At 62.7% G+C, this 13,546-nt stretch carries 12 protein-coding genes and 2 tRNA genes; 4 read left to right on the top strand and 10 right to left on the bottom strand.

Annotated elements, in window-relative coordinates:
* Nucleotides 1–274 precede the first annotated feature (274 nt).
* From VFE81_RS19375 to uvrC, 4 genes are all read right to left on the bottom strand, one after another.
* Nucleotides 275–348: transfer RNA gene (locus VFE81_RS19375), tRNA-Cys, on the bottom strand.
* Nucleotides 349–452: 104 nt separating this feature from the next.
* Nucleotides 453–528: transfer RNA gene (locus tag VFE81_RS19380), tRNA-Gly, on the bottom strand.
* A 226-nt stretch (nt 529–754) separates the two neighbouring features.
* Nucleotides 755–1,348 carry a CDP-diacylglycerol--glycerol-3-phosphate 3-phosphatidyltransferase gene (gene pgsA, locus VFE81_RS19385; RefSeq protein ID WP_325046140.1) on the bottom strand — a complete coding sequence of 198 codons (594 nt, stop codon included), beginning with the start codon at nt 1,346–1,348 and terminating at the stop codon, nt 755–757.
* 188 nt (nt 1,349–1,536) lie between these two features.
* Nucleotides 1,537–3,735: an excinuclease ABC subunit UvrC gene (gene uvrC / locus VFE81_RS19390; protein ID WP_325046141.1), complete on the bottom strand. Its 2,199-nt coding sequence runs from the start codon at nt 3,733–3,735 to the stop codon at nt 1,537–1,539.
* 258 nt (nt 3,736–3,993) lie between these two features.
* Between uvrC and earP the strand changes: the two genes are divergently transcribed.
* The 4 genes from earP (at nt 3,994) to VFE81_RS19410 (ending at nt 8,364) form a co-directional block, all read left to right on the top strand.
* Nucleotides 3,994–5,187: an elongation factor P maturation arginine rhamnosyltransferase EarP gene (gene earP, locus VFE81_RS19395; protein WP_325046142.1), complete on the top strand. Its 1,194-nt coding sequence runs from the start codon at nt 3,994–3,996 to the stop codon at nt 5,185–5,187.
* A 475-nt stretch (nt 5,188–5,662) separates the two neighbouring features.
* Nucleotides 5,663–6,220, top strand: coding sequence for an elongation factor P (gene efp, locus VFE81_RS19400; RefSeq protein ID WP_035547317.1), 558 nt, complete (start codon nt 5,663–5,665; stop codon nt 6,218–6,220).
* 275 nt (nt 6,221–6,495) lie between these two features.
* Nucleotides 6,496–6,702 (top strand): CsbD family protein, encoded by a 207-nt coding sequence (locus VFE81_RS19405; RefSeq protein WP_325046143.1) that lies wholly within the window; start codon nt 6,496–6,498, stop codon nt 6,700–6,702.
* Nucleotides 6,703–6,981: 279 nt separating this feature from the next.
* Nucleotides 6,982–8,364, top strand: coding sequence for a sigma-54 dependent transcriptional regulator (locus VFE81_RS19410; RefSeq protein WP_325046144.1), 1,383 nt, complete (start codon nt 6,982–6,984; stop codon nt 8,362–8,364).
* A 152-nt stretch (nt 8,365–8,516) separates the two neighbouring features.
* Here VFE81_RS19410 and nagZ read toward each other — a convergent pair whose 3' ends face one another.
* The 6 genes from nagZ to VFE81_RS19440 all read right to left on the bottom strand — a co-directional run.
* Nucleotides 8,517–9,545 (bottom strand): beta-N-acetylhexosaminidase, encoded by a 1,029-nt coding sequence (nagZ, locus tag VFE81_RS19415; RefSeq protein WP_325046145.1) that lies wholly within the window; start codon nt 9,543–9,545, stop codon nt 8,517–8,519.
* Between the two features lie 70 nt (nt 9,546–9,615).
* Nucleotides 9,616–10,059, bottom strand: coding sequence for a holo-ACP synthase (acpS, locus tag VFE81_RS19420; RefSeq protein WP_325046146.1), 444 nt, complete (start codon nt 10,057–10,059; stop codon nt 9,616–9,618).
* A 16-nt stretch (nt 10,060–10,075) separates the two neighbouring features.
* Nucleotides 10,076–10,840 (bottom strand): pyridoxine 5'-phosphate synthase, encoded by a 765-nt coding sequence (gene pdxJ, locus VFE81_RS19425; protein WP_325046147.1) that lies wholly within the window; start codon nt 10,838–10,840, stop codon nt 10,076–10,078.
* Nucleotides 10,837–11,757, bottom strand: a complete 921-nt coding sequence (recO, locus tag VFE81_RS19430) for a DNA repair protein RecO (RefSeq protein ID WP_325046148.1) — start codon at nt 11,755–11,757, stop codon at nt 10,837–10,839. Before recO ends, pdxJ begins: the two co-directional genes overlap by 4 nt.
* Nucleotides 11,744–12,643 carry a GTPase Era gene (era, locus tag VFE81_RS19435; protein ID WP_325046149.1) on the bottom strand — a complete coding sequence of 300 codons (900 nt, stop codon included), beginning with the start codon at nt 12,641–12,643 and terminating at the stop codon, nt 11,744–11,746. The genes recO and era overlap by 14 nt, the downstream gene beginning before the upstream one ends.
* Before the next feature lie 55 nt (nt 12,644–12,698).
* Nucleotides 12,699–13,546 (bottom strand): putative dsRNA-binding protein (locus VFE81_RS19440; protein ID WP_325046150.1); only part of this gene is annotated, 848 nt, incomplete at its 5' end.

A 13,546-nucleotide genomic window follows, 5' to 3' on the forward strand; every position in this document is an offset into this window, starting at 1 on the left:
CAGATGTGTCCAGGTGGCGCCGCAGAGGCAGAGCGCGTAAATCAGGCGCAAGTAGAAGGAGCGGCGTTCGATATCCTGGATGCGCATGGTGTCGATGCGGGAGCGTTGGGGTCTGCGAACTATAGCGTTGCGCATAGCAAAGCGCGCAGATGGACGCAGCGGCGTACCGTAAGCAGCGACCTGAGTACCAAGGGTAAAAGGAGATACACGAGGTGCACGACGCATAAAAAAAGAAAAGCCCCGACAAGTCGGGGCTTTTCTTTACATCAACTACTGGAGGCGCGAGCCGGAGTCGAACCGGCCTAAACGGCTTTGCAGGCCGCTGCATAACCGCTTTGCTATCGCGCCGCAAGCGGACTGGAACCTAGCTGCAGATTCTCAGATTTGCCTGGTGGGCAACCGTAAGGACCGGCCCACCAAACAAAAAGGGAAGCGTTGCTTCCCCTTATGTATGGAGCGGGAGACGAGGCTCGAACTCGCGACCTCAACCTTGGCAAGGTTGCGCTCTACCAACTGAGCTACTCCCGCATCGTGCTGCTTTTGCCCTGCTAACTGCTGCCTTGTTACTGCAACTACGCTCTTACTGTCACCGGCGCCTCAAACTGCGTGCATCGGAGAAACGAGATTATGGAGAAACGACTGAAACGTGTCAACCCCTTTTGCGAATGTCTTTAACTGAAAAGATTTCACTCATACGTCAGCGACGTTCGGACACGCTTCGGCCGCCCGGCGTTGCGCTTCGATCGTTTTTCAATCAGGCAACGCCGCCCCGCTCGCGGATCTGCGGCCATGCGAGTTTCATGTAATAGAGCATCGACCAGATCGTCAGGAACGCGGCCAGATAGATCAACCACAGGCCCCACACACGCGTATCAACATAAACACCGCCGCCGAACGGCAACGGCCCATAAAACAGCAGCATCGGAATCGCGACCATCTGGCACACGGTCTTGAACTTGCCGAGCGAATTCACCGCGACGCTCTTCGACGCGCCGATCTGCGCCATCCATTCGCGCAGCGCCGAGATTGCAATCTCGCGGCCCACGATCACCAGCGCAATCGCCGAATCGATCCGCGCGAGCTGTACGAGCACCAGCAACGCAGCCGTCACCATCAGCTTGTCGGCGACCGGATCGAGAAATGCGCCGAACGCCGAAGTCTGATTCCATTTTCGGGCCAGAAAGCCATCGAACCAGTCGGTGAGCGCCGCCAGAATGAAAATCGTCGCGGCCGCCAGATTGCGGTGTGCCGGGCTCATCATCATGTCAGGCAAATAAAACACGCCGACGACGAGCGGAATCAGGACGATCCGCAGCCAGGTCAGGAAAATCGGGAAATTAAACGGCATGGGCAGGCGCAGCGTCTGGCAAGGGAGATGCAATTGTGCCGTGTCACAAGGCCTGCCACAAGCAAAGCGGCGCGCAGGGTCTGGCAAGCGCGTCGCTGGAGCACCGTTTATCAGCCGCCTACCGGCCCTCTCCCGGACGCTTATTGGCCCGCCACTTGCCGCTCCTCAGGCAGCGTGGCGTGCCGCGATCAGTGCAACTGCCGGTAGATCTGCTCGGCAAGCGCCTGCGAAATCCCTTCGACGCTTGCCAGATCCTCGACGCTTGCCGCGACCACCCCACGCAGCCCGCCGAAGCGCGCCAACAGCCGTTGACGCCGCTTCGCGCCCACCCCTTCGAGCTCTTCGAGCCGCGAGGTCTGGCGAGTCTTGCCGCGCTTCGCGCGCATGCCGGTAATCGCAAAGCGGTGCGCCTCGTCACGAATTTGCGCGACCAGCATCAGCGCCGCGCTTTCCTTGCCGAGTTCGAGCGCCGCGCGGCCGTCGGCGAAAATCAAGGTCTCGAGGCCGACCTTGCGCCCCTCGCCCTTCGCGACACCGACCAGCATGCCGGTATCGAGACCCAGTTCGGTGAACACCTGGCGCGCGATTTCGACCTGGCCCTTGCCGCCGTCGATCAACACGATGGTCGGCAGGATGCCGCCAGCCGCCACCGGCTCCGCGGCATCCGCTGCGAGCGACGGATCCGCGGACGCGTCGGTCTGCAATTCCGCGGCTTCGTCCGCAGCGTTCGCAGCCGCTTGCGCGACCATCTTTTCGTAGCGGCGCGTGAGTACCTGGCGCATTGCCGCGTAGTCGTCGCCCGGGGTGATGCCGGAGATGTTGTAGCGACGGTATTCGGACGACTGCATCTTGTGATGGTGATACACCACGCACGACGCCTGCGTCGCCTCGCCCATCGTGTGGCTGATGTCGAAGCACTCGATACGTAGATGCGCGAGGTCGTCGCACTCCATGCCGAGCGTGTCGGTGAGCGCGCGCGTGCGGGCCTGCTGCGAGCCCTGTTCCGAGAGCAGGCGTGCGAGCGCGAGCCGCGCGTTCTGCTCGGCCATCGCGAGCCATGCGCGCCGTTGACCTTGCGGCTGGCGCAGCACCGTCACCTTGTGGCCGGCTTGCTCGATCAGCACATCGACCAGTTCGCGTGTGGACGGCGCGTGGCTGACCACGAGCACCGGCGGGACGCGATTGCCGATGTAGTGCTGCGCGATGAACGCTTCCAGCACTTCGGATTCGATGCCGCCGGCGATTGCACGGCCTTTGCGCGGCGCCGAGGGTTCGAGTTCGGATTCGGCCGCATCATCCGCGTCGGTCTCGACAGCAGCGTCTGCCTCGTCGTCATCCTCTTCGAACGGCATCTCCTGAGCGATCGCGAGTGCGTCAGCATCATCGGACAATGCGTTCGCGCCGGTTGCAGCCTCGTCAGATGCCGAGCCTGCGCCGGTCGCTGCATCGACCAACAGTTCATCGTCGCCACCCTCTTCGAGTCCGCCCTCGCCGATCGTCAACGCGCTTTCCACATGCGCCGGGAAATAAGCCTTGTCGCCCAGATGCCGGCCACCGCGCACCATCGCGAGATTCACGCACACACGCCCGCCAAGTGCGACGACCGCGAGAATATCTACATCACTATCGCCGCCGACTTCGATCGCCTGCTGATGCAGCACCGTTGACAGCGAACTCATCTGATTGCGCACCGCCGCAGCCTGCTCGAACTTCAGCTCGCTCGCGAACGCATGCATTTTCTGCTCGAGCTCCTTCATCACCTCGCCCTGCCGGCCGAGCAGAAAGCGCGACGCGTTGGCAACATCGCGCGCGTAATCCTCTTCACTGATCGCCGCGACGCACGGCGCCGTGCAGCGGCCGATCTGATGCAGCAGACACGGCCGCGTGCGGTTGTTGAACACGGAGTCTTCGCAGGTACGCAACTGGAACACACGCTGCAGGATCTGGATGCTCTCGCGTACCGCCCACGCACTCGGGAACGGGCCGAAGTACTGATTCTTGCGATCCACCGAGCCGCGGTAATACGCCATGCGCGGAAACTTGTGGCCGGTCAGCTTGAGATAGGGATACGACTTGTCGTCGCGAAACAGAATGTTGTAACGCGGCGCCAGCGCCTTGATGAGATTGTTTTCGAGCAGCAGCGCTTCAGCCTCCGAGCGCGTGACGGTGGTCTCGACGCGCGCGATGCGCGTCACCATCATCGCGATGCGCGGCGACAGTTGCGTCTTCGTGAAGTAGCTCGAGACGCGCTTCTTGAGGTCGCGCGCCTTGCCCACGTAAAGCACCGCGCCCTGCGTATCGTAATAGCGATAGACGCCGGGCAGATGCGGCAATTGGGCGAGCACTTTTTTCGGCTCGAAAACGTCGGTTGCTTCGGGTTCGGTCATGCAGAATCGGTTGGCTGGGACAGTGTCGCGAAGCCTCTGCCCGCGTGCTGCGCGCTGAACGGCCACTTAGGCGCGGAACCGCGGACGAGTGCTTTAGAATCGCCAGTTTAGAGCATTCCGCGTGCGTTCGAACCCTGCTGCATCGAGCGGCGTGATGCAGCGGTGCAAGCTGGCGGCTGAACCTGATTGCATCGCCCGCCAGCAAGGCCCTGCAGAACCCAAGCACGCCACCCGTCCCCCTCTGCGATCCACGCCACCATGTCCTCCGCTACGCCCCCTGCCGAACAACCCACCACCGCGCCCACGGCAATCGCCTGCGATATCTTTTGCGCGGTAATCGACAATTTCGGCGACATCGGCGTGTGCTGGCGTCTCGCGCGGCAACTGGCGAGCGAGCATGGCTGGCAGGTGCGTGTGTTCGTCGACGATCTGCATGCGTTCCAGAAGCTGTGCCCGTCGCTGGCGCTGGATCGCGCGCGCCAGGCGGTCGGCGGCATCATCATCGAACACTGGCACGAGCCGGCCCACGCGGGCGATACGCTTGAAGTGGCGGACGTCGTGATCGAGGCATTCGCCTGCGAGTTGCCGCCAATCTACGTCGCCGCGATGGCGCGGCGCGAGCGCGCGCCGGTTTGGTTCAACCTCGAATATCTGAGCGCCGAAGACTGGGTCGCGGATTTCCATCTGCGGCCGTCGCCGCATCCCCGTTATCCGCTGACGAAGACCTTCTTTTTCCCGGGACTCGGCCCCGGCACCGGCGGTGTGCTGAAGGAACGGCATCTCGACGCCGCGCGCGCGGCTTTCGAGGCGTCGCAAGCCGCGCGCGAAGCGTGGTGGCTGAAGACCACCGGCTGCGCGCCGCCACCGGCTACAGCCACGGTCATCTCGCTGTTCGCCTACGAAAACCCCGCCGTCGACAGTCTGCTCGAGCAATGGCGCGACAGCGCCGAGCCGGTTGTTCTGCTGGTGCCGGAGGGCCGCATTTCGGGCGCGGTGGCGCGTTTTTTCGACCTGCCTTCGTTTGCCGCCGGTTCGCACGCCGAGCGCGGCGGCCTCAGCGTCCACGCACTCGCTTTTACCGGGCAACCCGGCTACGACACACTGTTGTGGGCCAGCGACATCAATTTCGTGCGCGGCGAAGATTCGTTCGTGCGCGCCCAATGGGCCGCCAAACCCTTTGTCTGGCACATCTATCCCCAAGCCGACGACGCCCATCTGCCGAAGCTCGACGCCGCGCTCGCTCACTACGGCCGCACCCTGCCCGCCGACGCGCGGGACGCCCTCGCGCGCTTCTGGCACGCATGGAACGACTCGGGCCGGCCGGACTGGGCGGAATTCCAGCGCCACCGCGCGGCGCTGAAGCAACGCGCGGCCGAATGGGCTGGCGAACTGGCCAACGTAGGGGACCTCGCCGGAAATCTGGCCTTGTTCGCAAAAACTCAGTTAAAATAAGCGGTTATCCAACGGCCGACGACGCAAGCGCGGTCCGATCACAGCGAGTTGCCCTGAGAATTCATTCGGCAAATGCCTCTGGCAAATTTGCCAGGCAACTCTTGAGGCAAACCCATCGGCCAGTCTGCTTGGCCTTGGCGAACCCGGCATCGAAAGATGCATGATCTGCTCCCCACTCCTTTGTCTCCATATGTGAGTGGCGGAAATGTCAAAAAAGGGGCGCATCCTGTCGATCGGTGCCACTCGTGTACACGCCCGCACAGGGTAAAAAGCAGGTAACGGATTGCAGGGGTTGCAGGTTTGCAACTTCGCCGCGAGTCACCGCGGCAAGCCGGCCACGCGCCACGCACTGCTCCCGGCAGGCGCCGCTCCCAAGCGACGCCGCGCCGTTCGTAGTGCAAGGAGCAGCGAAGCCGCTTGCGCCGTATGCCGTTGAGCAAAAGTTGAAGCTACTTATTTCGTACAGGACAGTTTTATGAAGACCGCACAGGAACTCCGCACCGGCAACGTAGTAATGATCGGCGCAGACGCGATGGTCGTGCAAAAGGCCGAATACAACAAATCGGGCCGCAACTCCGCCGTCGTCAAGATGAAGTTCAAGAACCTGCTGACCGGCGCAGGCATGGAAAGCGTGTACAAGGCAGACGACAAGTTTGACGTCGTCGTGCTGGAGCGCAAGGAAGTCACGTACTCGTACTTCGCTGACCCGATGTACGTGTTCATGGACGCCGACTACAACCAGTTCGAAGTCGAAGGTGAAATGATGGGCGACGCCCTCCATTACCTCGAAGACGGCATGGCTTGCGAAGTTGTGTTCTACAACGAGAAAGCCATCTCGGTCGAACTGCCGACCACGCTGGTCCGCGAAATCATCTACACGGAACCGGCAGTCAAGGGCGATACGTCGTCGGGCAAGGTGTTGAAGAACGCCAAGCTGACCACTGGTTTCGAACTGCAAGTGCCGCTCTTCTGCAGCATCGGCGACAAGATCGAAATCGACACGCGTACGCACGAGTACCGCAGCCGCGCCTAAAGCGCGTGCAGCCTGCGCGGGAGCAAATCCGGCGCAGCGAAAAAATGGCAAAAAAAAGCGCCCCCATTGGGCGCTTTTTCTTTTTTGCGTCGCCGTGTATGGTTGAGGAAAACTTTACCGGTGGTTTTCTCAAAAATGCCTGTCTGCTGCCCGTTTCTTCCTGCCTTGCGTCAAACAAACCATTGATAAGCTTAAGTAATTAACTTTGGCACAGTCCATGCTTCTCTGGGATACGGGCCGGTAAGGCTTTATTTCCTCAACTCCGGAGATGCGGCATGAATAACGACATCGCTGAAGGCAAGTGGAAGCAAATAATCGGGAAGGCCAAGACAGCATGGGGTGAATTGACGGACGACGAGCTGACCAAGGCAGAAGGCCGCGCCGACAAACTGACTGGGCTAATCCAGGAACGATACGGTAAAACCCGCCAGCAAGCGGAGCTGGAGGTAAGACGTTTCTTCGACAGCAACCGGGATTTCTGACCGGTCGAATGAAGGAAGTACAGGGACCCCGCCCACACGTCACATCGTGTCAGGGCGGGCATCCACTGAAAGCCAAGGACCAGAACTACGTGAGTCGAATCGCCCGCTGTGCCGCGTCCATGCCAATTTGCCCGCGGCTATCCCGCCACCGTGCCGGATGCTGCTCGCGCGGTACGGCATTCGACCGACAGTACCGGCCAGCCATCGCGCCCGTATCGCGCGCCGGAGTATCGGCGCGGCGTACCGTGCATTCCGTCCATCTAAAAAATAGCGCTCGCCATGCCACACGCCCTGATTGTTGAAGACGATCCCAATAGCCTGTCAGGCCTGTCCGCCATCCTCGCCGTCGACGGCTTCTCCGTTGACACCGCGACCACCATCGCCGAGGCCCGGGCGGCACTGACGCGCTTCATCCCCGATGTCGTGCTGGTCGATTTGAATCTGCCGGACGGCAGTGGGCTCGATGTGTTGCAGCACCTGCCCGCGCATCCGCCAGGCGGCGCCTTGCCCGTGATTGTGATGACCGGCAACGCGACGGTGGAGAGCGCGATCGAGGGTCTGCGGCACGGCATCTGGGACTACCTGCTCAAGCCGGTCAATATCCCGCGTTTGCGTAGTCTGCTCGCCCGGATTCCGCGTCCCTACGAGCTGACCGAAGAAGTCCAGACGCTGCGCGCGTCGCTGCGTCAACTCGGTCGTTTCGGCTCGTTACTGGGCCGCAGCGGTGCGATCCAGCATGTGTACGACACGATCGAACATATCGCGCCGACCGAAGCCGCCGTGCTGATTTCCGGCGAAGCCGGCACGGGCAAGCAGCTCGCCGCACGCACGCTGCACGACATGAGCCGGCGCCGCAAAGGGCCGTTTGTCACGTTCGACTGCCGGACGGCGGGCAGCGTCGCGGCGCATCGCTCGCTCGACAGCCTGCTGTTCGGCCACGAGCGCGACGCATTCGGTGGTGCCGAGCAACGCGAGCCGGGCCTGTTCGAGCAGGTCAGCGGCGGTACGCTGTTCATCGACGAAATCGCCGAACTGCCGCGCCCCCAACAGGAAGCGCTGCTGCGCGCGCTCGATTCGCAGACCTTCATGCGGGTCGGTGGCAGGAATCAGGTGGTGACCGACTTCCGGCTGATCGCCTCGACGCGCAAACACCCACGCGCGGCGGTCGCCGACGGCAGCCTGCACGAAGACCTCGCGCTGCGTCTCGAAGCCGCCGCCATCACGTTGCCGCCGTTGCGCGAGCGCGGCGAAGATCCGGCGCTGATTGCGCAAGCTGTCGTCGGCGAGTTGAATCACGAAGCGATCGCGCGCGGCACCGCGGAGGTCACCAAGCAGGTCGGGCCGAATTTCCTGCGCGAGTGCCTCTCGTACGAGTGGCCGGGCAATGTGCGCGAGTTGCAGGACCGCGTGCGCCGGGCGTATCACGCGTCGGGCGACGTGCTGGAATCGTTGCGTGCCGATGAAGCGGGCTCGGTGAACGGGCGTGATCTGAACGGCAGTCGCGTGCAGGTCACCGTCGGCACGCCACTCGCGGACGTCGAGGAAATGCTGATCCGCGCGACGTTGGATGCAGTCGGCGGCACACGCCATCGCGCGGCGTCGCTGTTGGGTATCAGTCCGAAGACGCTGTACAACAAGCTGCAACGGATGCGGTTGAACTGACTGGGTGAGGCCGGCTTTGCGGTTGGCCGGACTTGAATAAAAAACGGCGCCTGACAAAAGGCGCCGTTTTTTTGTTCGATGCAAACGCTTTAGTTGCTGATCCGTTGCTGATCCGTTGCTGATCCGTTGCTGATCAATTGCTTACCGGTTGATCATGCAAACGCGCTGCGCAGCAAGGCCTGCGCTTGCAGATACTGCGGCTCGGCTGCAAGCTTGCTCCACTTCAGCGCCTTGCCGCGCGGCCGCATGCGTTTAAGCCGCTGCTGCGACTCCTTCGACGGCGTGAAGCGCAGCGTGTCCAGCACCTTCTCCGCTTCGTCCGGCTGATTGCAGATCAGCACCATGTCGCAACCGGCCTGCAGCGCGGCGGTCGCACCTTCCATCAGCGTGCCGCCCTGGCGCGCGGCTTCCATCGAGAGATCGTCGCTGAAGACAGCACCTTCGAAGCGCAATTTTTTGCGCAGGATGTCCCGCAGCCAGACACGCGAGAAGCCCGCCGGCTTCGAGTCGACCTGGGGATAAACCACATGTGCGGGTAGCACGGCCCCGAGCGACACGCCAAGCCAGTCGTACGGCGCCACGTCCTCGCGCAGGATCTCGTCGAGCGAACGGTCGTCGACCGGCATCGCAACGTGGGAGTCCGCGTGCGCGTAGCCGTGCCCTGGAAAATGCTTGCCGCAATTGCTCATGCCGGCCAACGCGAGGCCGTGGTTGAGGCTCTTCGCCAGCAAGGTCACGACGCGTGGATCGCGATGAAACGAGCGATCGCCGATCACCTGCGACTGACCGTAATTCAGATCGAGCACTGGCGTAAAACTCATATCGATGCCGCACGCGCGCAATTCGGCCGCGAGGATATAGCCGACCGCAGTGGTCACTTTGGTGGCGTGCAACACATCGCTATCCCACAGCGCGCCGAGCTTGCCCATCGCCGGCAGCACCGTAAAGCCGTCGGTGCGAAAGCGCTGCACGCGGCCGCCTTCGTGGTCGACGGCAATCAGCAGATCGTCGCGAACCGCGCGGATCGAATCGGTCAGCGCGATCAGCTGCTCGCGGCTCTCGTAATGGCGCGCGAACAGAATCACGCCGCCGGTCATCGGATGGGCAAGGCGGCGTTTATCGTCGTTGTTCAGCGTTGTGCCGACCACGTCGAGCATGACCGGTCCGGGAGTGGTTTTCATCGAATTCCGCTAGAAAAAAGCTTGAGGCAAAGAGAGACACGGCCGACTTGCGCCGCGTTCAAGATATTTTTTATTCGTCGCTGGCGGGTGCATGCGGGGCGTCCGATCCTCGCGCCCCACCCCCCGTTTCGGCGATCACGAACGACACGGCGTAATCACGTTCGTCGCTGATCGTCACGCGCGCCGTGATGCCGCGCGCGTCGAGCCATTCGGCCAGCTCGCCCGACGCAACCACCATCGGCTCGCCGCTCGGTTTGTTCAGCGTTTGCAGCGCGCGCCAGGTCATCGGCCAGCGCATGCCGAGGCCGATCGCTTTCGAGAATGCTTCTTTGGCCGAGAACCGCGTGGCGAGAAATGCGAGTCCGCGCGCCGCCGAACGCGCGTGGCGTGCGTGATAAACGCGCAGCTCGTCCGGGCCGAGCACCTTCTCGGCGAAGCGACCGTTAGTGCGTGTCATCACCGCGGCCACGCGGCTGACCTGAACGATGTCCGTGCCAATGCCGTAGATCGTCATGGGCGCCGCCGCGGCCTTAAGCGCTTGCGCCGAGACGGGCGGCGACCATGATCGCCTTCATCTCGCGCACAGCGTTGTCCCAGCCGGCAAAGATCGCATGCGCGACGATCGCGTGGCCGATATTCAGCTCGACGATGCCTTCGATCGCGGCAATCTGCTGAACGTTGTTGTAGTGCAGGCCGTGACCGGCATTGACCTTGATACCGAGCGTTGCGCCGAACTCGACGGCACGCACTACGCGCTCATATTCGCGCTGTTGCTCGGCGGGATCGTGCGCTTCGGCATAGCGCCCCGTATGCAGTTCGATCACCGGTGCGCCCGCTTCGTGCGCGGCGCGGATTTGCGTTTCGTCCGGATCGATGAAGAGCGACACGCGCGAGTTCGCGGCGGCGAGTTGTGTGCATGCGGCGCGCACGGTTTCGAACTGGCCGGCGACGTCGAGGCCGCCTTCAGTCGTCAGTTCCTGGCGCTTTTCCGGCACGAGACAGACGTCGTGCGGCTGCACCTCACACGCGATGTCGAGCATCTCCCGCGTGACCGCGCACTCCAGATTCATGCGCGTTTTCAACAGCGGCAGCAGCTTGCGCACGTCGGCGTCGACGATATGGCGGCGGTCTTCACGCAGATGCAGCGTGATGACATCGGCGCCGGCCTCTTCGGCCATCAACGCGGCGCGGATCGGATCGGGATAAGAGGTGCCGCGCGCGTTGCGCAGCGTGGCGACGTGATCGATGTTCACGCCCAGGTCAATCACATTCGGCGACGTAAGAAAGAAGCTCATAAGTTCTGCAAGTCGATCAGTATCTGGCGCGTCGCGAGCGGCGTGCCGCCAAGGTAAGTGTTGAGCAGAAAGCGCATCAGCGTTTTGCTTTGCGCCACGGTCTGCGCTCGATGGTAATCGTCCTTTTCCATATCGAGCAAGGTCTGTCCGGCGATCACCGGCCAAAGCGCGGACAGATCGTCGGAGGCTTCGCGCACGCCGCGCTCCGGGTCGAACACGTAGCGGCCTTCGGCCAGCACCGCTTTACGCGCGACGGTGCGATCGAGCGCCATCGCATAACCGGTTTCTCGCAGCAGCACACGTTCGAACGATCGCAACACCTGCACGGGCGGCTCGTCATGCGCGAGCCGCGTCATCGTAACGACGTAGTGATGGAACAGTTGCGGATGCGGGTCTTCGCGGGCGCAGAATTTAACCAGCAGCTCGTTGACGTAGAAGCCGCAGAGCAGCGCGTCGCCCGCGAGAGGCAACATGCCGCCGACCCATTCGGCACCGGTCAGCGTGCGCACTTCGGATTTGCCGGACCACGACAACGCGAGCGGCTGGAAGGTCTGCAGCACGCCGCGCAAGGCGGAGTGCGGACGTTTGGCGCCCTTCGCGACGAGCGCGAGACGGCCGTGATCGCGCGACAGTACGTCGATGATCAGACTGGTCTCACGGTAGGGATAGCTGTGCAGGACGAAAGCGGGTTGCTCCGCGATCCGGTAATCGGAAGCGGAGGTACGCGGTGCGCGGCGTGCCGGCGCTTTACGCGGCTCGCCTTCGGCGCCTTGAGCAGCCTGAGCGCTTTTGGCACCCGATGAGGATTTTTTGGTACTGCGAGCGGGTTTGGATGGCTCGCGTGCCGGCGCTGCCGGCTCCGAGTTGTCCGGGTCAGCGTCGGAATTCAGCGTCATCCACGCGTCATTCGTACCCATACGCGCGGAGTCCAGCTTCGTTATCGGCCCAGCCGCTCTTCACCTTGATGAAGGTTTCCAGATACACCGGACCGTCGAACAGCTTTTCCATGTCGAGGCGGGCTTCAGTGCTGATCTGCTTCAGCTTAGCGCCCTTCTGGCCGATGATCATGGCTTTTTGCGTATCGCGTTCGACCATGATGGTCGCGAAAATGCGGCGCAGGCGCCCTTCGGTTTCGAACTTGTCGATCAGCACGGTGCTGGTGTACGGCAGTTCGTCGCCGGTCCAGCGGAACACTTTTTCGCGCAGGATTTCGGCGGCAAGAAAACGCTCGCTACGATCGGTCAGGTCGTCTTCACCGTAGATCGGCGCGCCCTCCGGCAGGAACGGCTTGATCGTCGCCAGCAAACGCTTGATGTCGTCTGGATTCTTCGCCGACAGCGGTACGATCTCGTTGAACTGACGCAGCGCACTCACCTGCTGCATGAACGGATATAGCGAGTCCTTATCCGACACGCGATCGAGCTTGTTCGCGATCAGCAGCGTGGGCACCGACGGCGGGATCAGGTCGAGCACCTTCTGGTCGTCCGGACCGAAGCGGCCGGCTTCGATCACGAACAGAATCGCGTCGACCGAACTCAGCGTGGACGTGACCGCGCGGTTGAGCGAGCGGTTCAGCGCGCTGCTGTGCTTGGTCTGGAATCCCGGTGTATCGACAAAGATGTACTGCGCGTCTTCAAACGTATGAATGCCGGTGATCCGGTGGCGCGTGGTCTGCGCCTTGCGCGACGTGATACTGACTTTCTGGCCGACCAGCGCGTTCATCAGCGTGGACTTGCCGACGTTCGGGCGGCCGACGATCGCGACCATGCCGCAGCGAAAACCAGTGGGAGTGGGAGCGTTCATATTCGGGCTACGACAAGTTCAGATCGACGCGCGAGGAATGGCGCGGCGATGGCAATCAATGGCCCGCATCGGCGACGCGGGTTTGCACCGCGCCGACTACGCCGGGTTCGTCTTCGATAGGTGCCGGCACGCCAGGCGTGGGCACGGCTGCGCCGGGAACGACTTCACGGCTGCGGTGTTTGTCGGCGCTACGGACGGCGGCGGCTTCCGGTTTGGCGTCTGCGGGCTTGGCGTCTGCGGGCTTCGCGCCTTCGGATCGGACTTCGGCTGATTTGGCGTCCAGCTTTTCGGCCGGCTTGTCCGTCACGGCTTTGTCGGCGGACCTGTCGCTCGAGTGGGAGGCGGCCTTGTCGGCTCTTTCCGCCCTATCCGCGCGCTCTGACTTGTCCTGGCCGCTGTATTCCACGTGCGCGGCGCGAATCACGGCCAGCGGCGCGGACGTCGTGGTCAGGGTCGGCCGTTCGTCTGCGTACTCCACTGCCGGCGCGGGGCGGGCTCCCCGCTCGCTCTTGCGATCCGGGCTGCGCAAATCGAGCGCAGCCTGTACGCCAGTCACGCCAGGCACGATCTCCTGCTCGACATTCTTCGCCGAACGGGCGCCTTTCGAACGCTTAGGCTTGGCGACCACAGCGGGCGCGGCGGCCATCACTTCGTCGAGCGCCTTTTTTGCTGCGGCCTGCTCGGCCGCACGACGGCTCGCGCCGGACCCGGACACTTTGACGTCCAGCTTCGGCACCGTGCATTCGACTTCAAACTGCTGATTGTGCGCCGCACCATGCGTTGCGACGACCGTGTACGTCGGTAACGCGATCTTGTGACCCTGCAGATATTCCTGTAACAGCGTCTTGGAGTCTTTGCCGAGCGTGCGCGGGTCGATGTGATCAAGGATCGGCACGTAAAGGC

It is taken from the genome of Paraburkholderia sp., assembly GCF_035656215.1.
Lineage (GTDB): Bacteria > Pseudomonadota > Gammaproteobacteria > Burkholderiales > Burkholderiaceae > Paraburkholderia.